Origin of the sequence: Ampullimonas aquatilis, from assembly GCF_049675895.1 — a bacterium.
GTDB classification, from domain to species: domain Bacteria; phylum Pseudomonadota; class Gammaproteobacteria; order Burkholderiales; family Burkholderiaceae_D; genus Ampullimonas; species Ampullimonas aquatilis.
Map to the genome: position 1 here is coordinate 3,332,981 of NZ_CP183834.1, position 22,159 is coordinate 3,355,139.

Sequence of the window (22,159 nt, forward strand, 5' to 3'; positions counted from 1 at the left end):
CGAGTTATTGAAAATTCGACCACCCCAGATTTTGACACTATCCATAGAAAGCGATTTGTATGAGTGACGCGAACCACGAACACGAAAGTCCTATCAAGACTCCCAAACAACTGATTGCTACCATCGTGGCTTCGTTCGTTATCCCGATTGCAATCATTGCACTTTTGGCCAATTATTTCGTAGGCACTCAGCAAAGCAGTGGCGCCGGTAGCGATGCCATGAAGCCTGAATCAATCGCCGAGCGGATTAAACCCGTCGCCATGCTTGAGCTCAAAGAAGCCGCTGGCGTCAAAGGTGCAAAAAATGGTGAAACCGTTTACAAAGAAGTTTGTGCCGCCTGCCACGCTGCTGGCGCAGCGGGCTCACCTAAATTCGGCGATGCTGCTGCCTGGGGTCCTCGTTTGGGCCAAGGCTATGAAGGCCTGCTGAAATCCGCATTGAGCGGTAAAAACGCCATGCCACCCCGCGGCGGCAATCCTGATCTGGACGATGTTGAAGTTGGTCGTGCCATTGTGTACATGGCCAATGCTTCTGGTGCCAAATTCAAAGAACCTGAAGCAAAAGGCGGTACAGCAGCCCCTGTTGCCGAAACCAAAACCACCGAACCAGCAGCCGCACCAGTAGTTGCTGCCGCTGCACCAGCGCCAGCCGCTAAAGCAGAAGCTGCCGCGCCTGCTGCCGATGTTGGTAAAAAAGTATTTGAGGCAGTTTGTATCACTTGTCACGGTGCCGGTGTGGCTGGCGCCCCCAAATTTGGTGACAAAGCTGCCTGGGGCCCACGCCTGAAACAAGGTCTGGATGTACTGTATGCCAGCGCATTGAATGGCAAAGGCGTGATGCCTGCTAAAGGTGGTGCAGCCAATTCTGACGATGAAATCAAGGCAGCAGTCAAGTACATGGCTGAAGCAGCCAAGTAATTGGCGATCCGATACAAAAAAGCCGACCCAAGTCGGCTTTTTTTTCGGCATGGCTTTCATGCCACAGTTTTGTGTGAACTCGTTTGGAAAATTTACCCTCGCAACACAGTTCACAGCAAAAAATCGTGCAATCGTGATAACCTCGCAAAAAGATACAAATACCTCATTTTTGTTACTCACTACTCAACAATACGGGCCATGATGAAAAAAACTGCTTACACCCGCTCTCGTCAAGCCAAACTGCTGGCCGCAGTGGCACTGACCTTGACTTCCGTCTCTGCTTACGCGATTCCTGGCGATGGATTTTCTGCCAACCTGGGCTTTGACTATATTCACGACAACAACGTGTTTCGCCTGCCTGGCAACGTGAGCCCTGCCTCTGTTGGTATCACCACCAAGGACAAACGCTCCGACGATATTTATATGACCACACTCGGTGGCTCATTTGACAAACGTATCAGCCTGCAAGAAGTACATCTGAAAGCGACCTATATCGACAATCGCTTTAGTGAATATAGCGATTTCAACAATCACAATATTGACTACAGTGCACTCTGGAACTGGCGCCTGGGCCGATTGTTCAGTGGCGAACTGTCATACTCACAAGATGAATTCACCTCCAACTTTGGTGATACTCGTACCAACGGCCCTAACGTGAGAAGAGACAAGCGTGCCGCCGGTAGCGTTTATTTTGAATTCGCACCACGCTGGGAAGTCTTTGTTGGCGCCTCACAACTCAAAGGTGACAACAGCCGCAATGACTTCACTTCCGGCAATATCAAATATGACATCGTCGAAGGTGGTTTGCGTTTTTCCATCTCCGATGCCACCAAAGTCCGTTTGCTCTATCGTAATACCGATGGTGACTATCCCAACCAGGTTGCCGGCTCTTCCTATAAATTCAAGCAGCATGACTACGAAGCCAACGGTTCGTGGCAAGTCACAGGTAAAAGTAATTTGATCGGTGCGATTGCTTATTCCAAACGTGATTACGACTTCCAGCCACAGTTCAACTTCTCAGGCGTTACCGGCTCACTGGCTTGGGACTATGTATTGAGCGGCACCACATCTTTCCGCTTTGACATTGGCCGTGATCTGTACGGTATTCAGGATTTGACTTCAGCATATATTTTGACTGATCGTTATGGCGTTGCCGTCACCTACTTGCTGACTTCAAAAATCACACTGACTGGCTTGGCCGACAAACGTAACCGTAGCTACCGCGGTAATTCCAATTTTGCTGGCAGCATTGGCCGTGAAGACGACACCAAAGCCTATCAGCTGACTGCCAGCTATAACGCGCTACGCAATTTGAATCTGGGCTTGTACGTACGCAAAGAGGATCGTAATTCCAACAATCCCCTCTTTGAATACAACGATCGCACCATTGGCGCACGTGTCGGTTACACATTCTGATCTATTCATTAGAATCATCCAAAAGGCACCTTGCGGTGCTTTTTTTATTGGCGAAACCGGTACGTGGACGCACCTTCGGTAACAGACTCGGCTATAATTTGCGCTTTCGTGCCTGTAGCTCAGATGGATAGAGTACTGCCCTCCGAAGGCAGGGGTCGCACGTTCGAATCGTGTCAGGCGCGCCATATTCCTACAGACGACTGTTCTGGTCGTTTTATACTGTTCTCATCACTACTCTTGCTTGGCTGCCTGGCTAGTCATCCGTACTTTTAATCTACTTTGATTTGAGGAGCGCTTATGCATCCGCATTCTCCGGTACTGTCACACGAGGAAGTTGAGAAACGGCTGAATGATGCCAAGAGCAATCTGCACAACTGGTTTTTAGAGGATGGCCATTTATGCCGACGTTACCGCACGCATGGTTGGAAGGCGACACTGATGGTGGTAAACACGATTGGTCATTTGGCCGAAACGGCTTGGCATCATCCTGATCTGCTGGTGAGTTATGACTCCCTGACCGTCAAGCTGGTCACGCATTCAGCAGGCGGCTTGACTGCCAAAGATTTAGCGCTGGCGCACAAGATTGAATCGGTTATTCAATGGCAGCCTGCGCATGAAAATCAGGGACTGGATGGCACGCCGGGCAATGATCCGGCACATGCCTATATTCGTTATGATGCGCCTTGAGCACGTAAAAACCAGTTACCAAAACCTCACCAGAACAAGGTACTCCTAATGAGTACCACTCATATTCAGCTTACATAGTGCGTTAATACTGGTTGTTTTAAAATACACCATACCAGTATATAAACACTATTCAATCACCGAATCAAAGTCAATCAAGGCCAGCTGGGCAGCCGCATTGTTGTTTTGTTCACGACGCCGTTCAATCACCACGCCCACCGACTGCACATCGGGAAATTTATGCGGTTTGACCAGTACAATGCGCGTCCAATGAGCACCAAATTGCTGGAGCAGCATATCAGCGATCAGCTCGGCCAACGCTTCGAGCAATTGCACCTTGTGAGTGGCAAGCAGCTCAAGCAGGGCTTCGCGTACTTTGCCATAGTCGATGGTGTCGGCAATGCGGTCGGTATCGCAGGCGCGGGCGCGTGGCACGCCGGCAGCCACATCAATGCGCACGGGCTGCGGTGCGTGCAGCTCATCCTGAAAAATGCCGATGATGGTTTGTGCGGTAAAGCCTTCGATGAAAATAACATCCATCTGACTGGCGTCCACACTACTACCGAGTGCGGCTGCGCCCTGGTTACCTGGCGAAGAAACCAACTGGAAAAGTCGGGCAGCAGTCATGAGATACCTTTATGATGAAGTTTGCTGGCACAGGCACGTATGATATGAAAACCATGTTCAACAAACGAGGGAATAACGCAATTTTACCCTGCCTTGCCAAAATGGCCGAAGGAGCGCGGCTTTGTGACCATCCCGACTGGCCTTGCGTTAAACTCGCAACGCAGTCAAAGCGCTGACCAAGCAATGTAAATGGGTGCATGGGTAAGGATTGCGCTTTTTTGGCAAGCCAATCACCCTCCCACAGATAGGGTTCTATACTTGGTTGGCACCACGCCTAAGTACCCCCCAAACCAGTCGTCGCCAACTGTTTTCAAATTTCTGCCATCGCTTTTTTGCAACCGCTTATTTGTAACTATTTATTTGCGATCTTTAACGTGCCTGAGCCAATACCTTTAAATTTTCAACAATCCGAGCAAGTCTATGCCTTGCTGGATGATTGCAACGCCAGTGCCGCCGCACCCAGCAGTCGCTTGTATACCAACTATGCGGGCAGCCTGGTATGCGACCATCCAGCCAGGCTGGATGCAGTTTGTGCGGCATTGGCCGAACAACAAGCACAAGGCTTGCATGCTGTGGTATTGGTGGATTATGAATTTGGTGCACGCTTGCAAGGCATCCGCCCAAGCAGCATGAGCGGCGCAGAAGGTGCTGGTCGCCTGCAGTTTTTATTATTTAAAAATCTGCAAAAACTCTCAGCCGCTGCGGTAACGCATTGGCTTGACTCGCAAACCCAAGCGTCGCCAGCCGGTGCTGGCATCGGTGCGCCGAGCAGCAGCATGACCGAAGCCACCTTCACCAACACGGTTGAGCAGATTCAGGCGGCTTTACAGGCGGGTGAAAGCTACCAGATCAACTTCACCTATGCCTTGCAATTGCAGGCTTATGGCAGCCCGCTCGCGCTCTATCAACGCTTGCGGGCAGTGCAGCCGGTGGCCTTTGGCGCGTTAATTGCCTTGCCCGATGGCCGCCATGTGTTGTCCTGTTCACCGGAACTGTTCTTACGCCATCAGCAAGGCCAACTGACCACCCAACCGATGAAAGGCACGGCCGCGCGCGCTCAGGATGAGCCGGCTAATTCGGCCACCGCTCAGGCATTGCAACACGATGCCAAAAACCGTGCCGAAAACGTGATGATTGTCGATTTACTACGCAACGATCTGGGGCGCATTGCGCAAATTGGCAGTGTCCAGGTCCCTGCGCTATTTACCATCGAAGCACACACCACGCTGTTTCAGATGACGTCCACCGTCACGGCGCAATTGCGTCCCGGGCTGGGTTTTGCCGATGTGCTGCGTGCGCTGTTTCCGTGCGGCTCCATCACCGGTGCGCCCAAACATCAATCCATGCAACTCATCAACACGCTAGAGACCACGCCCCGCGGCCTTTATACCGGGACGATTGGCTGGCTGGAGGCAAGCCCGGCAGCTGACTCCGCAGCCAACTTAGCCCTCAGCTCGACAACTCAACCCACTTCCCGTCAAACCCTTGGCTGTGGCAACTTTTGTCTGTCCGTGGCCATTCGCACACTCTTGCTCGATGCGCCCAACACGGCAATCGCGCCCGACTTGCGCCAGGGGCAACTCGGCATTGGCGGCGGCATTGTGATGGACAGCAAGGCAGCCGATGAATACCGCGAAACGCTCACCAAGGCACGCTTTCTGACCAGTCTGCGTGCCGACTTTGAACTCTTTGAAACCATGCGCGCCACTGCGACGGAAGGCATTCACTTTCGTCAGCGCCATCTGGCGCGGCTGGCACAGAGTGCACAAGCCTTGGGGTTTGTTTTTGATGCCAAGGCCATTGAACAGGCGCTTGATACCGCCTTGCAAACCATCATCCCAACCATTACCGGAACTATCACCCAAACCATCACCAACACGCAGCAAACCTATCGACTGCGCCTGGCCATCAATCAGGCGGGTGCCGTGCAGTGGCGCTGCGTGCCTTTGACCGCATTAGTTGCCCAATTACCGGCTGGCTCAGTCAAGTTGCTGCTGGCCGCGCAAACCCTGCCACGTCACTATCTGCTGCAACACAAAACTACCCGGCGCAGCCACTACGACAGCGCCATTCAACAGGCCGAAGCGCAAGGTGCATTTGACATGCTGTTTTGTAATGAAGCCGGCGAACTGACCGAAGGTGGACGCAGTAATTTATTAGTCAAACTCAATGGGCAATGGTGTACGCCGCCGCTGGCCTGTGGCGTATTGCCCGGCATCATGCGTGGCGTGCTGCTGGAAGATGCCAACTGGCCAGTCAGGGAACAGGTTTTGACCCTGGCCGACCTGCAACAGGCCGAAGCGCTGGCGGTGTGCAACGCCTTGCGCGGCGTGTTGCCAGCATGTTTGATCGTCTAAAACAATAATGGGAGTATTTTAAACTCCCATTATTTAATGCACTTAATAAGACATATTTAACTTGTACTACCCCCAAGTATACTCATTTGTGTGCCTATTCACGAGCCTATCCATAAGCTTTGAGTACACATTGAAGCGCGCATCAAGGGTGCTCATAAACGCACCCTGTCGTGCCGCATTATCAGCTTGCACAAACATCATCAACAAGCCAATAACCATCGTAATGCATCTACCGCATCAGGCCACCAGCGCTTCCAAACCGGCTGACAACTCTGCCAATGGCGGCATGTCACCCAGCACTACACTGGCTTTCAAGCCCAGCTTGGCGGCCACATCGATTGGAAAGGTCGCCGTGACTTCATCCTTGCTGAGCTGATTTTCATCGGCTCGCGCACGCCAGGCAGCCAGATGAATATGCGCGGCCACCGGATCAAATTCCTGCTGTTCCAAAGGTGATGGAAAAGCGCGAATGCTGCGTGCAAACACATCGGGAAACTTCCAGCGATTGGCCAGCTCGGCACCGACGGCAGCGTAGTCATAGCCCAGCGAATTGCGCTCCACGTCCATGCGCCGTGAGTCCATGGGGCCGGCAATCTTGTCAATCTGCAGCGTTTGTTCCGGAATCGCGTTATGCATGACTAGTACACCAATTGCATGCATCAGGCTGGTGGTGAACACCAAATCGGCATTGGCATGTGTCTGCTTGGCCAGCCATTTGGCAGCGACTGCCGTATGCAGGCTATAACGCCAGAACTGCTTCAGATCAACACCTGGCATGCCTTTAAAGCCACCGGTCAGGCCGCTGCTGATCACCAAGGTACGCACCGTCACAAAACCCAGCATCAGCACTGCATCATCGACGGTGGAAACCGTGCGTGACACATGGAAATACGCCGAGTTGGCCAGCCGCAGCAGCTTGGCGCTCAACACCTGATCGGTCTTGATGAGCTTGGTAATATCTTCAACCGTCACATCTTCGTTATTGAAACTGCTAATCAATTCTTGCACAACGGCGGGTATGGTTGGCAGGGTCTGAGCATGGTCAAACAATTTGTCCAGATTCATAGTCTCTCCTTATGGTTGGTAGATAGCACTACCTTTTCTTCTACGGCTGGCTTTTCTGAAAGCTGAGTTCATTCATGCAAAATTATTCCGCTTCAAGAAACTTTAAGGAACGACCACTATGCCGTCGCACCTAATCGAGCTAGGTGATTTACCTTGATGCTCATTGCAAACCGCTAGCCAAACACGGACAGATTGACCATACTGCCAGGCAGTAAGTCTTTTTTGCCCGCTGTCTGACCGTTCCTATCTTTATTTTTCGCAGAATTTTTTATTTTCATGACAACCGCTACCAAAGTCCTGATCGTGGATGATGATCAGGCCATTCGCGAATTGCTGTCCAGCTATCTGCAAAATTATCAGATCGACGCGCAAGCTGTCGCCGATGGCACTGCCATGTGGCAGGCGCTGGAACAACAGGTGTTTGACCTGATCATCCTTGACCTGATGCTACCCGGTGAAGATGGCTTGAGCCTGTGCCGGCAATTACGGCAACGCAATAATCTGCCCATCATCATGCTCACCGCCCGCGGTGAAGCCACCGACAAAATCGTCGGGCTTGAACTGGGTGCCGATGATTACATCGTCAAACCTTTTGAACCACGCGAAATCGTGGCACGCATCAACACTATCTTGCGACGTACGCGTCATCAGGATGCACCTGGCAAGAAGCCTGGCAAAGACATCGTTCACTTTGAAGGCTGGCAGCTCAATCGCACTACCCGTCAGCTCACCACCAGCGATGGCATGGTGGTGCCCTTGTCCAATGCCGAGTTTCGCCTGCTCTGGGTTTTTATTGAGCACCCGCAACAAGTACTGGATCGTGATCAATTGATGGATGCCGCCCGCGGGCGCACCACCGAAGCCTTTGATCGCAGTATTGATCTGCTCGTTTCGCGGGTGCGGCAAAAGCTGGCCGACAATCCCAAGTCACCGGCACTCATCAAGACCATCCGTGGCGAGGGTTATTTATTTGATGCGCGCGTGCAATCATGAAAAAACTGTTACCCGACACCCTCTTTGCGCGCCTCTTTGGCCTGGTATTCATTGCTTTGCTCACCAGCCACCTCCTCACCTGGCTGGTACTGAGAAATCTGCCTGACAGGCGTCATCATGAGCCACCACCCATGATGAACCAGCAAGAACATCGTCCACCACCGCCCGATTGGCGACCCGATCAAGGTGAACCACCACCACCGCCCGAACACTTGCGAACCTTTCTGCTGATTCAGCTCATCCAGTTCATTGCCCTGGCATTGGCGGCCTGGTTTGGCAGCAAGATGATCGCCAGACCGATCAAGGATCTATCCCAAGGTGCCGCACGTCTGGCCGATAATCTGAATGATCCGCCACTGGCAGAAAGCGGCCCGCAGGAAGCACGTGAAGCCGCCCGTGCGTTTAATCACATGCAAGAAAAAGTACGCTTTCAGCTTGAAGCGCGAGCGCGCTTTCTGGCCGCGGTATCCCATGATTTGCGCACACCGCTGACGCGGATGAAACTGCGCCTTGAGCAACCCGATCAGACACCCGATACGGGCAAACTGCGCAGCGATATTGATGAAATGGCCGCCATGCTGGATGCCACCCTGCAATATCTGCGCGGTGAGCTGCAAACCGAAAACTGGCAAAAACTGGACTTGATGGCACTCCTGGAAACCCTTGCTGACAACGAACGTGACAACGGCCATCATGTGAGCATCAATGGCCTTGTCCAGCCAATCATGGCCTTGCCACAAACCTTGCAGCGCTGCCTGACCAATCTGTTGGAAAACGCCCTGCGCTATGGTGAGACTGCCGAAATCAGCGTGTACGAGCAGGCCAGCCAGGTTGTCATTGAAATTCGCGATCATGGCCCGGGCATTCCCGAAAACCAGATGGTACAAGTCTTTGAGCCCTTTGTACGCCTGGAACAATCACGCAATCGTCACACCGGTGGGGTTGGTCTTGGCCTGTCCATTGCGCGTGATGCAGTCAAACGGCATGGCGGCCATTTGACACTGCGCAACGTCGTGGGCGGCCAGGGATTGATTGCCAGCGTCACCTTGCCACACAAGCAGCCACAGCCTTGAAAAAAATCTGATAAACCGGCTTGGTGTGAGTAAATGCACAGTGCCACGGCCAATATGTCAAATCCGATACAAAGCTGAAACAAGCCACTTACACCCAAGCGTTACAGTCAACCTGCCTCCCCAAAGGCTTGTGTCCATGCCGGGCACACTTGGTTTTACCTAACCTTGGGCGAGTCTGGTTTGCCGGTGTCCTCCCAGCCCGGTTGACTGGCTCGCCTATCTTTTTCAAGGAGTACGCGATGAGTAGCATTAGCAGCATCAATGCATCCGTCTCGGCGAGTAGCTATGGTCACATGAAGCGCCCGCCCAAGCCTGATGCCAGCACCATGACCAATGAGGTATTTGCCAAACTGGATACCAAAAATCAAGGCTATCTGACCAAAGATGATCTGCAGTCAGCCCTTGGCAGCAGTGCTGACAGTAGCAGCAGTAGTCAGGTGGACGCCCTCTTCAAGACCATGGATAGCAATGAAGATGGCCAGATCAGCAAAGACGAAATGAGCAGCAGTCTGAAAAAGATCACCGAGGATCTGGACAGCCAGATGGCGTATGTAGGCGCCCAAGGCACCGGTGGCATGAATGGTATGCCACCCGGTCAAGGTATGCCACCACCACCCGGTGATGATGCCGGTCTGGATAAAAGCCAGCTCAGCAAGATGGCCGGTGATGCCAGCAGCAGCGGCAATACCCAACAGGCCAGTGATCTGAATAGCCTAGTACAGTCTTTTGACAAGGCCGACACTGACAAAGATGGCAAGGTCAGTTTCAAGGAAGCGATGGCCTTCAAGGAGTCCCAATCAGGTTCGACGTCAAGTCAGTCAGGCAACACGACGGCTCAATCCACCACCAGCCAGAATAGTTCGGTGGAACAGGATAGCCAGCTCTTGCAGCGGATGCTCGACATGGTGGCCAAATATACGGCTTCGTATGACGCCAAGCTCACCAGCAGCTTGTCGTTGACAGCCTGATAAGACCGACTGATCGCACAACAGGAACCCGAGTCGACTCAAGTTGGCCAAATAGCGAAAGTCTGTCAGAACGCTGAAATCATTCAGCCAGATGCATTGAACGCGCTAATGAATCAAGCGCTCATCAAACCAGGTAGAGAAGAAAAACGGACGGGTCTTACTGGTAAAGATAAAGCCTGTTTATTGGTCAGCCAAACCAGCCTGGCTGTGTTCCCTGATCATCGGCCCCGCCAAAACTGCTATCAAGTAAAAGCGCGTATTACCCCGCTGCCTAACATGCGCACATCAGTGTGACAAAGGCACTCATCAGGTCGGGGATATCACGCAAGGGCTGCAAACCAGCACGCGATGCCGCCGCAGCCTGCGCACCCAGACGCATCAGACCACCGGCATGATCAATCTCATCACAATGCCACATACCCGCAAAATTGCGCACCCAATAACCCTTGATGAAATTATGAGCCTGGTCAAATAGCTGCAGCGAGATTCTGTTGCCCTGATATTGCACACCCACATAATGCCGTGTGGCATCGGACACGATCCGATCAATCTGACCATGCCTACCATAGACGATGGTGGCAGCAGATTGCGGTTCAAAATCAATCAATTCGTGGATGTCCAGCATGGGCGTTCAACCGAGGGTGATGGTTTTTACTTAGAAGAGAGAACGAATTTAACGAGAATTTGCATTTCCAGCCATCCCCCAATCACGGTATATTGCACCACACCAAGATTGCGACGATATTGACCCAGAACAAAGGGTATACCCTTAATTAATTTGATTTTCAGGTGAGTATATTAAAAAATAGGTATTCTCAAGTGCTATATATATAGCCTATTATTTTTACTGCCCAGTAGTATTTATCCGATTGAGCGGCAATCTGATAGTGACCACCGTACCATTTGTATTGGATTGAAAACTCACCTCGGCATCGAGTTTTTCCGCCCGGTAACGAATATTGGCCAAACCATGGCCTTTATTCATCTTGCGCATGGCGGTCGAAATACTGGCATCAAATGCCTTGACCGTGCCTTCCGAATAAAAACCCTTGCCGTTGTCGCTGATGTGAATGCCGACCCATTTTTCAGATTCAGTCACTTCCAGACGAATCAAGGTGGCCTTGGCGTGTTTGAGAATGTTGGTAAACACTTCCTGCACAATCCGCAAAAAGTGCAAGACCGACTGCGCATCGAGCCAATCCAGCGGACGCACATTGTCGACCTCCCATTGCAGGGCTATTCCGGCAGCATCCAGGCGTCGCTCAATCCGATAACGAAAGGTGCCAAGCACGGTGAGCAGATCATGTTCATTGATTTCGAGCGAATCAATCGCCAGACGCAGATCATCCAGTGAATCATTGATCCACTGCTCCGCTTCCAGCACGGCCTCCTGCTTGTGATTTTCCAGCAGCTCGGGCTGGATATTGCGTGGCTCGTTGACGCGCCGAACCGCATCCAGTGCTGCCAGCAAATGCGAACCCAGGCCGTCATGCAAATCACGCATGATGCGGTTACGCTCGTCAAGCATGGCGTTTTCTTTTTGAATCTCACCCAAGCGCACATAGTTGCTCTTGAGTTGTGCCTCACGCTCCAGCACTCGCGACTCCAATGTTTGATTGAGCGCTTCGTTATTGTCGAGCACGTTCACAAAACGGCGCACCATCATGTAGGCCACCACCACAAAGAAAAACAGACCACCATAATGTGCCAGGTAAATTGCCTCAAAACCAAACACACCGGCCAACGTCAGATTGTCGTGCAGCAGCAAGCCGATCAGGGTCAGATACATCAACGCGTACAGCACATTTTCCGTAGTCGGCTTTTTCCAGGCGTTATAAATCAGGATGCCCTGCATGCTTAAAATAAATGGCGCGCCACAGGCAAACATGATGGATAGCGAGGGATAGGGAGAGCCGGACCACCACACACCCAGCGTACCCACAATGGAAATGGCCCAGATACCTGCCTCGAAAAAACGCATGATGCGGCTTTGGGTAAGCTTGAGGTCATGCAGAAAAAACAACGCCGTCAGCGCCAGAAACCAGGCATTGCCACTATGCAAAAAGACTTCCATCATCCAGACGATGCCCTCGTCTTTGCTCGGCAAGTCCAGCACCAGATAATGCAGATTACGGATCGCCCAGAAAAAACCGCCAATCCCCAAGAACAGATAACCCTTGGTTTCGGGACGACGTCGCAACCACCATAACACCAGAATGTAGATGGACGTTGCGCACATGATGATGCTGGTGATCAGCACCCCTGTATTCTGCAACAGGCTACGTTTCATAAACTGAGGGCGTAGTGAGTCCTGATCACCCAGCCGGATAATGCCCAGACCACCATCGGGTCGAATCGGAGAGTAAATGCGCACCAGCAGTTCATTGTCGCCAGAGTGCAATAAGGTGGCTGGCAATGGGAAAAAGAACGGCACTTCACCATGACGTGATACCGGTGCCGTCATGCGTCCGCCACTATGGATCAGACCACCATTAAGAAAAAACTCGCCATTGGCGCGCAAGCGTGGCAAGTAAACCCATATTTGCGTGTCTATGGGCAGACTCTCATGACGCAGCCCTTCGACGATTTCATCGTAATAAAAATGCAGGCGATACCAGCCATAACCGGCCTGCTTGTAGTCACGACCGCGCCATGAATCTGGCAATGTCACCGCCATCATGCCTGGTGGACTCGCACCATTGGCAAAGTCGGCAGCACTCAGCTGTCCTTGTGCATCGGCAATAAACTCGGCACTGGTCAGGTGACATTCCAGTGCCTGGGCAGGTAGCGTCAAACACAGTAAAAAACTCAATAAAAACTTAAGCAGTGTTTGCACCTGGATCATTAACCGCATTGATTGAAAGTACACACGCAAAATGTTCAGCACCACTTCAGGAAGCCGCACCGTCATCATGATTTTTTTTGCGACGGTCGCGCGCCACAATACCGAAGCGCTGCGCTTCAGCCACCGCCTCGGCGCGCGAATGCACGGCCAGTTTGCGATAAATACTTTTGATGTGAGTCGCTACGGTATGGGTCGAGAGATTATTGCGACGGGCAATTTCGGGCGCGGTAAAGCCTTTGGCAATCAAGCCCAAAATATCAATTTCGCGCTCCGTCAATGCCAGTTGCACGCGTGCCGAATTGGGCAATGGCTCACTCGGCAGGCGGTCATCCTGCTCGGCCGACTTTCTTTGCAGCACCAGCAGACGCCGGGCTATCGCCGGACTGATGGGTGAACCACCCGATAATAATTGCCGGATATGCTGGGCAATTTCTTCGGGTGTGCTGTCTTTGAGTACATAACCGGTCGCCCCGGCCTCAATGCTCTCCAGCACATGGGCCTCATCGCCAAACACGGTGATGACCATGCTCTCACTGTTTGGATGACGCCGATTGGCATAACGAATCACTTCGGTGCCCGACGCATCAGGCAAGCCCAGATCGACCAGCAGAACATCGGGCGTATTGTCATTGAGCCATTGCACTGCATCGGCGGCATTGGAGACCGATCCGGCCAATAATAAATCGGCCTGGCTCTGGATATAGGAACCGATCCGGGCACGCGTTACCGGATCATCTTCCACCAATAAAATGCTGGCACGTTCCGGCAAGGCAGGACTCGCGGAGATGGATTGGGGATTGGCAGGCACCATGAGCATCATTTGATCCGGGCAAGAAATTGGAGTTTGGGATGGGCCGCAATACAAAGCGGGCTGGCAATGCCACTGGGGCCCTTGTCAAAGGGCAAACCACAACAACTGAACACATGATCAACCAGCTCGGCACAGGTATAGGCGCTATTGTTATGACGACGATTGCGCACCTTTAAAAACAGACACAGACCGTTGATCACGATTTCACGATAATCATATTTATGCATGATGAGATCCATCACGCATTGCGCCAATTCCAAACGTTTTTCATCACTCAAAAAGTCGGGCTGCCAACTCGCAATCAGGGCCTTGCCGCGATAAGGCCGTTGTCCCGAATAAACACCCCTGGGACCATACTGGGACAGACGAAAAAAACGCACACCATAGAGCTCGACACTTTCCACCACAAACACCCGATCGAACTGCTCGACCCGCACCACAAATCCCACATGGCTGTACGGACAATTGGTCAAGCGTCGAACCAGTCTGGAAATCCAGAAATCGCCCGAACTCAGCAACAAATCACCGGTCTGCAATTGCGGTCGGAGTGTGTCGTAATCAATAACGTGCTGGTTTTCAATGTCCTGACGGCGCCAATATGCCAAACCACCCGCACTGTACAACCGAGCCATCATCTCCGCTGATCTTGTACTCATGTTGGACACCATCATTAATAAGATTGTCCAATTGTAAGAGCCTGATAGCCAACTGAAAAGGCTTTACCATACAAATATATCGCTGATCGCACTTTATTCAAAACGAAGGGGGTATATCAATAAATACACCTATCAAGTGCGTTAATTAATGGCCTCAAAAATTACTGGGATAGAGTATCAAAACGACTCTGCTGCGATAAAGTGAGTTCTTCAGCAGACAGGTCGGCAATCAAGGCGGTGGGATGATATTTGAGAATGGCGGCAATCAGTAACGCCGGAAATTGACTGATCGCCAAATTGTAGGCAGCGGCCTGATCATTGAACAATTGTCTGGCAAAGGCCTGCTTGTTATGGGCCCGCGCCAACTCACCGCGCAAGGTCACCACGGCACCATTGGACTTCATGTCGGGGTAAGCCTCGGACAGCGCGAAGAGGCGCTTATTGGCCTGCATGAGGCGACCATCGGCTTCACTCATATCGGCAATGACAGTCGCACTGAATGGATTGGTTTTGGCCGTGCTGGTGGTGGCCACGGCCTGATCGTAGGCATACTGCAGATCTTCGTGCGTTTCCGTTTCATTTTTCATGAACAGACGCGCCATCTTGATCAGATCAGGCATGATTTCATGGGTAAGCCGGGCCTGCTCGGCCAGTTGTGCAAAGGCAATCTGCACTTTGACACGCAGGGTTTTCAATCGCTGATAGGCACCGATCGCCCAGAAAATCAGCAATAAAAATATCGCCCACAAAACCCATGCGGCACTAATCATGCAGCTCCCTGTTATTGTTTTAAATTGTCCATGCTGGCGCAAAGACGTCCGGCCTCTTATGAGCGGCATGGTGCCATTTTATGGCGTACAGAGCAAGTGACCAGCACACTGATCACGTGCTTTTTTACAATGATTTAGCGGGCTTAATGAATACTAACGAACCCCTGGCTTGGTGTCCTCGGCAGGCTTCACACGCACAATGTTTTGCAACTCGTCTTCGGTAATGTATTCAAACACCTTGACGACCTTGAGTACACCACCCACAGTACGCGCTTCTTCGGCAGCACGATCACCCTCGCGACGGGTGACGCGACCTTGCAGATAAACGACACCACGCTCGGTGGTGATCTTGTAGGCACTGGCAAAAATGTCTTTGGAGTCAATCAGCGCGGCTTTCACCTTACCGGTAATCACGGTGTCAGAGGTGCGGCTCTTGATGGAACTGCCATCGGCAATCTCAAGCTCGTTGGTAATGCCATTGACATTTTCAACACTGGCAATCAATTGTTCAATCGTGCTTTTTGCTTCAGGAGAGGGGACTTCACCCGTCACCAATACCTTGCGGTTATAGCTATTGATGTTGACATGCACCTTGTCACCAAACTGCTGATGAATCCGGTTTTCAGATTTAAGCTCGATCGCCTTGTCTTCCGTTTGCGCACCTGTGGTACGACGATCGGTTGCGATAATCGTACCGGCAGCCATGCCACCAGCAGCCAGTGGAAAACAGCCAGACAAAGTGCTGCTTGCCAGACTGGCAAGCAAAATCAGACCAGCGGTTTTGACATTGCGTGAACTGGATTTCATGATGGGATTCTCCTGTTATTTCAATTAAATTTTGAACTGATTGGCTGCATGCCATCAGTGACACCACTTGTTAAAAAGCTCGACTAGATTCGCAAACTGCGATATTTAATTCTTCAATAAACGACTTTCATCAAACCACAAACCATTTATTCGTCTTCTTCACCAAACAAAGACACATCCATACCATCCGCCAGACAATGCAACACCAGCAGATGCATTTCAGTCACCCGGGCAAAGTGTGTGGTTGGCACCGCAATCCCGATCTGCTCGTCCAGCACATCCAGCAAGGCACTGTCGGCTGAGGTGGTCAAAGCCACCACGGCCATCTCACGTTCCCGTGCAATGGCGATGGCTTCGAGGACATTGCTGTCAGCCAGCACCGGCGAAATCACCAGCAAGACATCGCCCGTCTGCCCCAACACCTCAACCTGACGCGCATAAGGCTGGCGCGATGATAACGCGATTGCCGCCAGACCCGGCCGATCACGCTGATATTGTCCCACCAGCAAATCGGCAAAATGTGCCGCAAAAGGTTGCGCCCAACCACACGCGCAGGCGAGTACCTTGCCACCATTAGTCAGCGCAGTAAATAAAAGTTCAATCGCCTCGGCAATTGGCTCCGATAACTCCTCGGCCGCTTTTTCCTGCAGACGAGCGCTATGCAAAAACTGTTCGGTAATCCGTTCTATCATGGGCAACTTTGTTGATTAGCTGACTTCATTCAATAACAAGCAATCCTGCATCGATTAATAAAATCTGATTGCACACGATCTTCATGACAACTCAAAGGCATTGCGCTGCCAGTCCGGTTGCGCCACATCATCCTGCCAGGCAAGCACATCAAAACGGCAGGCAGGCTCGGCACCAGCCTGCTGCAAGTACCATTGTGCCGCACGAATCAGCTTTTGCTGTTTGTGCCAGGTCACACTGGCCGCGGCACCACCAAAACGATCATTCTTGCGTCGCCGCACCTCTACAAAAACCAGCGTGGCATCATCTTGCATGATCAGATCGATCTCGCCAGCCTTGCAGCGCCAATTGCGTTCCAGCAGACGCAACCCCTGCTGCTGCAGATACACCAGCGCCGCATCCTCGCCTTGATCGCCGCGTAATTTTTGCAGGGTGCGTGCTGCCTTTTGCAATATCGGCTTCATGCCAGTGCGCCATCAAAGCTGTGCGGATCTGAAATCATTGTCATAATCCGATTTTAGCCTGTTGAAACCCGATCATGACCACTAGCCCATTTTCTGCCACCCTCATTGACCTGTTGGGCGAACTGCAAAAACAGTCCATGCCCGCAGCCCTCTACGTGGTGGCCACGCCGATTGGCAATGTGGCCGACATCACGCTGCGCGCACTTTATATATTGCACGAGGCTGATCTGATCGCCTGCGAAGACACTCGCAACAGCAACCATTTGCTGCAGCGCTATGGCATTGCCAAACCATTGCTGGCCGTGCATCAACACAATGAACAGGAAGCGGCGCAAGGCATCATCGACAAAATTGCGGCAGGACAGCGCGTGGCCTATATTTCCGATGCTGGCACACCCGGCATTTCAGACCCTGGAGCGCGTCTGGTAGAAGCCGTGCGCGCCGCACATTTACCTATCATGCCTCTACCGGGTGCCAGTGCCGTCATCACCGCGCTGTCAGTGGCCGGTCAACTGGCCGACACCTTTAGCTTTATTGGCTTTTTACCAAGCAAAAGCAAGCAGCGCCAACACACGCTCAAACAATGGCAAACCAGCCCCGGCACGCTGGCCCTGTATGAAGCACCACACCGCATTCATGAACTGCTGGCCGACATTGCCACAGTGCTGGGCACCGAACGCCGCATCGTGATTGCGCGCGAACTGAGCAAGCTCTTTGAAACTTTTTACTGCGGCAATGTGGCTACCGTACAAGCGCAACTCAAAGCAGATCCCCACGCTGAAAAGGGCGAGCTGGTCGTGTTGATCGGTGCAGCGCTCAATGAAGCAGAAGATCAAACCGCCGCGCGCCTGCTCCTGCAAAAACTGATTGCACCACTCGGTGTCAAAGCAGCCAGCAAGCTGGTGGCCGAGCTGACTGGCCTGCCCAAAAACCAGTTGTATGAGTGGGGCCTGGCGATGCAAAAAAACCATGATGAGTAACGATTCATACTGCTCAAACAACCCTCCTCCAGCGCCATGAACTGACTTGAATGCCAGACTCAAAGCTGACACCCATAGCATGAACGCATAGCCCGGCCTATTTGCGCTCCACCACCAATGGTTTGAAGTTGAAGGTACGTGCCACCCGCAGGGCCGCTTCGTTTGCCAGATTGCGATCGGTAAATGGCCCCAGCACCAGCTTGTGCAAAAAGCCACCGAGATGCCATTCACTCACCACTTCCAGCGGCTTGTCGTGCGCCAGCTCCATCGCTATTTTGTTTTTCAGATCTTCGGCATTATTGCGAATTGAAAACACACCAAGCTGCAACCACACACCTTTACGATTGGCATATTCGGGAATCGTCATGGACGCTTCATCAGCCCCCGGCTGTTTATCTGCATTGGCCAAGACGTTGGAACTATTTGGATTGACACTAGTAGCACTAGTAGCTGCGGTACCGGCAGCACCCACAATACCAGCAACCGCAGTACCATTGCCTGTCGAACCACTTGTCGTGGTCAAGCCAGGTGACTGAATCGTTTCAACCATCAGATTGCTACGCTGCCCGGCTTCGGGTAATGCTTGTGGCGCATGGTTGTTGGCAACCACCACACCAGCGGGTTCTGGCAAAGGCGTCACGCTCACACCTTGGGCCTTGCTGGCAGTCATAGCGCTACTGGTCGCCACAGTGGCCGTGGTTGTAGTAGCGGCATTGTTGGCCGAACTCGCCACCACAGCAGCACTGCCAGTGCTCAACTCAACCACTTCGGGCAATGTACGACCACTACTTGCGCGCGGATGCTCAATCACTTGCACCTTCGCCTCTTCGGGCTTGCCGGGCTTGGCCAGAATCGGCGCTGTTGCCAACTGGCTGCGTACATAGGGATTACTGCGTGCCACATCATCCGTGGCCACACTGTCGGCACCTTTCAGATCACCCTTGATTTCACCCTTGGCAGCCAACTCGCGGATTTCCATCGGCAAGATACGCTCAATTTCAACCTGGGCACTCCCTGAACCTGCATAACCCAGCTTATTGGCCGCTGCATAGGAAAGATCAATGATGCGATTGGGATGAAACGGGCCGCGATCATTCACACGCACGATCACCTGCTTGCCATTGGCCTGATTGGTCACTCGCACATAACTGGGCAAAGGCAAGGTCTTATGCGCTGCCGTCATTTCATACATATTGTAGGTTTCGCCGCTGGAGGTTTTTTGGCCATGAAACTGTTTGCCATACCAGGAAGCACCACCTTTTTGGCGAAACGGTTTTTCTTCGACCTCAGGCACATATTCCTGACCAAACACCTGATAAGGGCGATTGGCGTATTTGGCGAGCGGCTCGATTTTAGGCACCGCATCCGGAATGTTGTCCAGATTGGGCGGAATAGTGTCGCCCGGTCCATCATTTTGATAATAGCCGCCGGGCTTGCCCGATTTGCCAAACACCGGTACATCGGACCGCGAGGGTGCACTGCTGCGAGAGGGATTACTGGGGCTGCTGACGGTACTACAAGCAGACAGAATTGCCATGCTCAGGACTAACAGACTGAATAAGACGGGCCGAATTTTTGGAATTGTCATCAAAACATCATTCCTCACTGTTCAACGGGTGCCAAGTTTATCACGTCCCAAACATTCAAAAAATATTATACCCCCACCTGTATATATCATTTTACCTATTCTTAAGTGCATTAAATATAGGTGGTTTAAACATACTCCAATCTTGTATCTGGAGCAAAGCAATAGCACTTAAATAGCCGTGTTTTTATCCACTTATACATCGCTTTGAAAATACAACTGACAGACTAAATTGTCTTCCATTGACTTTAATGGCATTGAATGTGGTCAAGATTTATCTGAATGAGTCGCTAACCACGTTAAGCCAATTGCCTGGAAAAAAAATGAGACGCCGCTTTCATCCCACCCTCCTTCATCTTGCACTGCTGACTGTGACACCAACCACGTTGGCACAGACGCAATCTCTGACCGAACTATCCTTGCAAGAGCTGATGAGTCTGGAAGTGACCTCGGCAGCAAAAAAATCGCAAAAGCTGTCTGAAACAGCCGCTGCGGTTTACGTGCTCTCCAATGAAGAGATTCGCCGATCGGGGGCCACCAATATTCCGGAAGCGCTGCGCGCAGTACCAGGCGTGCAAGTCGCGCAGATTGGTTCGAGTCGTTGGTCCATCACGACACGCGGTTCAGCCGGACAGTTTTCCAACAAGCTTTTGGTGCTGATGGATGGCCGCAGTGTCTACACACCGTTATACGCCGGCGTGTGGTGGGACACCCAAGACATCATCCTGGATGATATTGAACGCATCGAAATTATTCGTGGCGCTGGTTCCGCCTTGTGGGGGGCCAATGCGGTTAACGGCATCATCAACATCATCACCAAAAAATCACAGCATACTCAGGGTGGCCTGACCAGTGTTCGTTATGGTGACGAACAAAAAGCCGGTGCCCAGCTACGTTATGGCGACACCACCGAGGGTGGCACCTCGTGGCGTGCTTATGGCAAATCGTCCAACACCCAGGCAACCCTTGATCCCAATGGTAAGCGCAGCAATGATATGTGGATCAGCCATCGCGTTGGCATTCGCACTGACAACGAGCGTGACAGTGAATCACAATGGATGTTCAGTGCCGATGCCTATAGCAGCAACACCAAAGGCCAGGATGCCAGTCAACTCCCCTTCATGATTGGTTTTGGCAATAATTTTTCTCAACTGCTGGAAGGCGGCCATGTACTCGGGCGCTGGCATAGCGTCAATGAAAAAGGTGAAGAAACCACCATCCAAAGTTATCTGGAACATTCTCATCTGCAATATCTGGGCACTTACGAATCACGGACCATTTTTGATATTGATTATCAAAATCGTCTCAAACCACTGAGCAGCACCGAATTGACCTGGGGTCTGGCTTACCGGCAAAGCGAGGATGAGCTGGGAGACACGCCGGTTGTGATGTTTATTGAACCGAAAAAAACCATTCGACTGGGTAGCCTGTTTGCACAAACCGAAACAGAACTATTACCCAACAGACTCAAAATGACCTTGGGCGGCAAGCTTGAGCATCATTCAACGGCGGGCACCCACTTTCAGCCAACTGCGCGTTTTGTCCTCACCCCCAACCAGAATCATACCTTCTGGGGCGCTGTCTCACGTTCTGTGAGAACCCCTTCGCGCTACGAGAATACCGTGCGCGCGCACTTGCTCGATATTCCTGCATTGACCTACGGCCCACAGCAACCGTTACCGGTATCGTTGTATCTGAATGGCGCTGTGTCTTATTCCAGTGAAGTGGTGGATAGTCTGGACCTGGGCTGGCGTGCCAGAACTTCCGCCAAGACCTCGATTGATCTGGCGCTCTACACCACCAAATATAAAGAACTCAACTCGATTAACTCCGGCACACCACAACTTGCCTTTGGCCCTAATGGCCCTTACTTGCAGCAGGATGCCTATTTCGGTAATCAAAACAGTGCTCGTGTATCGGGTATTGAACTGGCGCATCACTGGCTGGTCACTGATCATTTTCGCCTGCAGACATCAGCCAACCGGATATGGGTCGATGCTGACAAGAACAACTCAGGCAGTGGCCTGGCCTTTACCGGTAGTTCGATTGCCTTTGATCCCAAATATCAACTCTTCATTCGTGCTGCTGTTGATCTGAATGAGCGTACCCAACTGGACATCAATGTTCGTCACATTGCCAAATTACTGGATAAATCGGTCGGTAGTTACAGCGAACTTGGCATGCGATTGGCTTGGCAGCAAAACCGCAAGGTCGAATGGTCTCTGGTAGGCCAGAACCTCCTGCACAGCAGTCACGGCGAGTTTGTTCCTGATCTGCAAAATGGTCCGGGAAAGGGTCGCCCCAACCTGATTCCGCGTGGCATTTATGGCCAGGTCAAGTTCAAGTTTTAAATACTTGAGTCGCTCACCCACTCATACTCATTGACTTCATGACGTCGTTCAATCGCCTAGCCAGAAGGTGCCACTCGCACCGGAATCTGCTCCTGGTCTG

The 22,159-nt window shown here is 51.9% G+C and carries 20 protein-coding genes, 1 tRNA gene and 1 pseudogene; 10 read left to right on the forward strand and 12 right to left on the reverse strand.

Annotated elements, in window-relative coordinates; all coding sequences use genetic code 11:
• Positions 1-59: 59 nt before the first annotated feature.
• From ACMYR3_RS15615 to ACMYR3_RS15630, 4 genes are all read left to right on the forward strand, one after another.
• Entirely contained in the window at positions 60-917 is an 858-nt protein-coding gene (locus ACMYR3_RS15615) for a c-type cytochrome (RefSeq protein ID WP_424192896.1), read from the forward strand.
• A gap of 198 nt (positions 918-1,115) precedes the next feature.
• On the forward strand, positions 1,116-2,333 hold the full coding sequence (gene epsL / locus ACMYR3_RS15620) for an XrtB/PEP-CTERM-associated polysaccharide biosynthesis outer membrane protein EpsL (protein ID WP_424192898.1): 1,218 nt from the start codon (positions 1,116-1,118) through the stop codon (positions 2,331-2,333).
• Between the two features lie 108 nt (positions 2,334-2,441).
• Positions 2,442-2,518 (forward strand) — tRNA-Arg (locus tag ACMYR3_RS15625).
• 112 nt (positions 2,519-2,630) lie between these two features.
• Positions 2,631-3,020 (forward strand): 4a-hydroxytetrahydrobiopterin dehydratase, encoded by a 390-nt coding sequence (locus ACMYR3_RS15630; RefSeq protein WP_424192900.1) that lies wholly within the window; start codon positions 2,631-2,633, stop codon positions 3,018-3,020.
• Positions 3,021-3,146: 126 nt separating this feature from the next.
• On the opposite strand, the gene ACMYR3_RS15635 is transcribed toward ACMYR3_RS15630, so the two are convergent.
• Positions 3,147-3,557, reverse strand: coding sequence for a dihydroneopterin aldolase (locus ACMYR3_RS15635; protein ID WP_424196563.1), 411 nt, complete (start codon positions 3,555-3,557; stop codon positions 3,147-3,149).
• A 461-nt stretch (positions 3,558-4,018) separates the two neighbouring features.
• Here ACMYR3_RS15635 and ACMYR3_RS15640 point away from each other — a divergent pair, with 461 nt between their 5' ends.
• Positions 4,019-6,001, forward strand: a complete 1,983-nt coding sequence (locus ACMYR3_RS15640; protein ID WP_424192902.1) for a chorismate-binding protein — start codon at positions 4,019-4,021, stop codon at positions 5,999-6,001.
• Positions 6,002-6,238: 237 nt separating this feature from the next.
• Here the strand turns inward: ACMYR3_RS15640 and ACMYR3_RS15645 are convergent, their stop codons facing one another.
• Positions 6,239-7,066 carry an HDOD domain-containing protein gene (locus ACMYR3_RS15645; RefSeq protein WP_424192904.1) on the reverse strand — a complete coding sequence of 276 codons (828 nt, stop codon included), beginning with the start codon at positions 7,064-7,066 and terminating at the stop codon, positions 6,239-6,241.
• 276 nt (positions 7,067-7,342) lie between these two features.
• Between ACMYR3_RS15645 and ACMYR3_RS15650 the strand changes: the two genes are divergently transcribed.
• The 3 genes from ACMYR3_RS15650 to ACMYR3_RS15660 all read left to right on the forward strand — a co-directional run bounded on the left by ACMYR3_RS15650 (position 7,343) and on the right by ACMYR3_RS15660 (position 10,100).
• Positions 7,343-8,059 (forward strand): response regulator, encoded by a 717-nt coding sequence (locus ACMYR3_RS15650; protein WP_424192906.1) that lies wholly within the window; start codon positions 7,343-7,345, stop codon positions 8,057-8,059.
• Positions 8,056-9,132, forward strand: coding sequence for an ATP-binding protein (locus ACMYR3_RS15655; protein ID WP_424192908.1), 1,077 nt, complete (start codon positions 8,056-8,058; stop codon positions 9,130-9,132). Before ACMYR3_RS15650 ends, ACMYR3_RS15655 begins: the two co-directional genes overlap by 4 nt.
• Before the next feature lie 239 nt (positions 9,133-9,371).
• A complete protein-coding gene (locus ACMYR3_RS15660) occupies positions 9,372-10,100 on the forward strand; it encodes an EF-hand domain-containing protein (RefSeq protein ID WP_424192910.1) in 729 nt (242 codons plus the stop codon).
• Between the two features lie 271 nt (positions 10,101-10,371).
• Here the strand turns inward: ACMYR3_RS15660 and ACMYR3_RS15665 are convergent, their stop codons facing one another.
• The 8 genes from ACMYR3_RS15665 to ACMYR3_RS15700 all read right to left on the reverse strand — a co-directional run bounded on the left by ACMYR3_RS15665 (position 10,372) and on the right by ACMYR3_RS15700 (position 17,143).
• On the reverse strand, positions 10,372-10,725 hold the full coding sequence (locus ACMYR3_RS15665; RefSeq protein ID WP_424192912.1) for a hypothetical protein: 354 nt from the start codon (positions 10,723-10,725) through the stop codon (positions 10,372-10,374).
• A 219-nt stretch (positions 10,726-10,944) separates the two neighbouring features.
• Positions 10,945-12,936: an ATP-binding protein gene (locus tag ACMYR3_RS15670; protein WP_424192914.1), complete on the reverse strand. Its 1,992-nt coding sequence runs from the start codon at positions 12,934-12,936 to the stop codon at positions 10,945-10,947.
• Positions 12,937-12,991: 55 nt separating this feature from the next.
• Positions 12,992-13,765: a response regulator gene (locus tag ACMYR3_RS15675; RefSeq protein ID WP_424192916.1), complete on the reverse strand. Its 774-nt coding sequence runs from the start codon at positions 13,763-13,765 to the stop codon at positions 12,992-12,994.
• Positions 13,762-14,412 (reverse strand): hypothetical protein, encoded by a 651-nt coding sequence (locus tag ACMYR3_RS15680; protein WP_424192918.1) that lies wholly within the window; start codon positions 14,410-14,412, stop codon positions 13,762-13,764. The genes ACMYR3_RS15675 and ACMYR3_RS15680 overlap by 4 nt, the downstream gene beginning before the upstream one ends.
• A 161-nt stretch (positions 14,413-14,573) precedes the next feature.
• Positions 14,574-15,182: a LemA family protein gene (locus ACMYR3_RS15685; protein WP_424192920.1), complete on the reverse strand. Its 609-nt coding sequence runs from the start codon at positions 15,180-15,182 to the stop codon at positions 14,574-14,576.
• 153 nt (positions 15,183-15,335) lie between these two features.
• On the reverse strand, positions 15,336-15,989 hold the full coding sequence (locus tag ACMYR3_RS15690) for a BON domain-containing protein (protein ID WP_424192922.1): 654 nt from the start codon (positions 15,987-15,989) through the stop codon (positions 15,336-15,338).
• 146 nt (positions 15,990-16,135) lie between these two features.
• Positions 16,136-16,681 (reverse strand): SIS domain-containing protein, encoded by a 546-nt coding sequence (locus tag ACMYR3_RS15695; protein WP_424192924.1) that lies wholly within the window; start codon positions 16,679-16,681, stop codon positions 16,136-16,138.
• Positions 16,682-16,762: 81 nt separating this feature from the next.
• Entirely contained in the window at positions 16,763-17,143 is a 381-nt protein-coding gene (locus ACMYR3_RS15700; protein ID WP_424192926.1) for a YraN family protein, read from the reverse strand.
• A gap of 74 nt (positions 17,144-17,217) precedes the next feature.
• On the opposite strand from ACMYR3_RS15700, the gene rsmI reads away from it, so the two are divergent.
• A complete protein-coding gene (gene rsmI / locus ACMYR3_RS15705; RefSeq protein ID WP_424192928.1) occupies positions 17,218-18,123 on the forward strand; it encodes a 16S rRNA (cytidine(1402)-2'-O)-methyltransferase in 906 nt (301 codons plus the stop codon).
• Positions 18,124-18,220: 97 nt separating this feature from the next.
• On the opposite strand, the gene ACMYR3_RS15710 is transcribed toward rsmI, so the two are convergent.
• Positions 18,221-19,102, reverse strand: coding sequence for an SPOR domain-containing protein (locus tag ACMYR3_RS15710; RefSeq protein WP_424196565.1), 882 nt, complete (start codon positions 19,100-19,102; stop codon positions 18,221-18,223).
• A pseudogene (locus tag ACMYR3_RS15715) lies at positions 19,094-19,576 on the reverse strand (septal ring lytic transglycosylase RlpA family protein); the annotation flags it as partial. The pseudogene ACMYR3_RS15715 and the gene ACMYR3_RS15710, both read right to left, overlap by 9 nt.
• 455 nt (positions 19,577-20,031) lie before the next feature.
• On the opposite strand from ACMYR3_RS15715, the gene ACMYR3_RS15720 reads away from it, so the two are divergent.
• Complete coding sequence (locus ACMYR3_RS15720) at positions 20,032-22,059, forward strand: TonB-dependent receptor plug domain-containing protein (protein WP_424192930.1); 2,028 nt, start codon at positions 20,032-20,034, stop codon at positions 22,057-22,059.
• The last annotated feature ends 100 nt before the right edge of the window (positions 22,060-22,159 follow it).

Excerpts from the sequence above, each read along its gene's own strand:
- epsL (WP_424192898.1), top strand. The coding sequence starts at position 1,116 with ATGATGAAAAAAACTGCTTACACCCGCTCTCGTCAAGCCAAACTGCTG.
- rsmI (WP_424192928.1), top strand. The coding sequence starts at position 17,218 with ATGACCACTAGCCCATTTTCTGCCACCCTCATTGACCTGTTGGGCGAA.
- ACMYR3_RS15645 (WP_424192904.1), bottom strand. The coding sequence starts at position 7,066 with ATGAATCTGGACAAATTGTTTGACCATGCTCAGACCCTGCCAACCATA.
- ACMYR3_RS15695 (WP_424192924.1), bottom strand. The coding sequence starts at position 16,681 with ATGATAGAACGGATTACCGAACAGTTTTTGCATAGCGCTCGTCTGCAG.
- ACMYR3_RS15690 (WP_424192922.1), bottom strand. The coding sequence starts at position 15,989 with ATGAAATCCAGTTCACGCAATGTCAAAACCGCTGGTCTGATTTTGCTT.
- ACMYR3_RS15685 (WP_424192920.1), bottom strand. The coding sequence starts at position 15,182 with ATGATTAGTGCCGCATGGGTTTTGTGGGCGATATTTTTATTGCTGATT.
- ACMYR3_RS15655 (WP_424192908.1), top strand. The coding sequence starts at position 8,056 with ATGAAAAAACTGTTACCCGACACCCTCTTTGCGCGCCTCTTTGGCCTG.
- ACMYR3_RS15650 (WP_424192906.1), top strand. The coding sequence starts at position 7,343 with ATGACAACCGCTACCAAAGTCCTGATCGTGGATGATGATCAGGCCATT.
- ACMYR3_RS15615 (WP_424192896.1), top strand. The coding sequence starts at position 60 with ATGAGTGACGCGAACCACGAACACGAAAGTCCTATCAAGACTCCCAAA.
- ACMYR3_RS15700 (WP_424192926.1), bottom strand. The coding sequence starts at position 17,143 with ATGAAGCCGATATTGCAAAAGGCAGCACGCACCCTGCAAAAATTACGC.
- ACMYR3_RS15680 (WP_424192918.1), bottom strand. The coding sequence starts at position 14,412 with ATGAGTACAAGATCAGCGGAGATGATGGCTCGGTTGTACAGTGCGGGT.
- ACMYR3_RS15710 (WP_424196565.1), bottom strand. The coding sequence starts at position 19,102 with ATGGAAATCCGCGAGTTGGCTGCCAAGGGTGAAATCAAGGGTGATCTG.
- ACMYR3_RS15635 (WP_424196563.1), bottom strand. The coding sequence starts at position 3,557 with ATGGATGTTATTTTCATCGAAGGCTTTACCGCACAAACCATCATCGGC.
- ACMYR3_RS15660 (WP_424192910.1), top strand. The coding sequence starts at position 9,372 with ATGAGTAGCATTAGCAGCATCAATGCATCCGTCTCGGCGAGTAGCTAT.
- ACMYR3_RS15675 (WP_424192916.1), bottom strand. The coding sequence starts at position 13,765 with ATGATGCTCATGGTGCCTGCCAATCCCCAATCCATCTCCGCGAGTCCT.
- ACMYR3_RS15665 (WP_424192912.1), bottom strand. The coding sequence starts at position 10,725 with ATGCTGGACATCCACGAATTGATTGATTTTGAACCGCAATCTGCTGCC.
- ACMYR3_RS15720 (WP_424192930.1), top strand. The coding sequence starts at position 20,032 with ATGAGACGCCGCTTTCATCCCACCCTCCTTCATCTTGCACTGCTGACT.
- ACMYR3_RS15630 (WP_424192900.1), top strand. The coding sequence starts at position 2,631 with ATGCATCCGCATTCTCCGGTACTGTCACACGAGGAAGTTGAGAAACGG.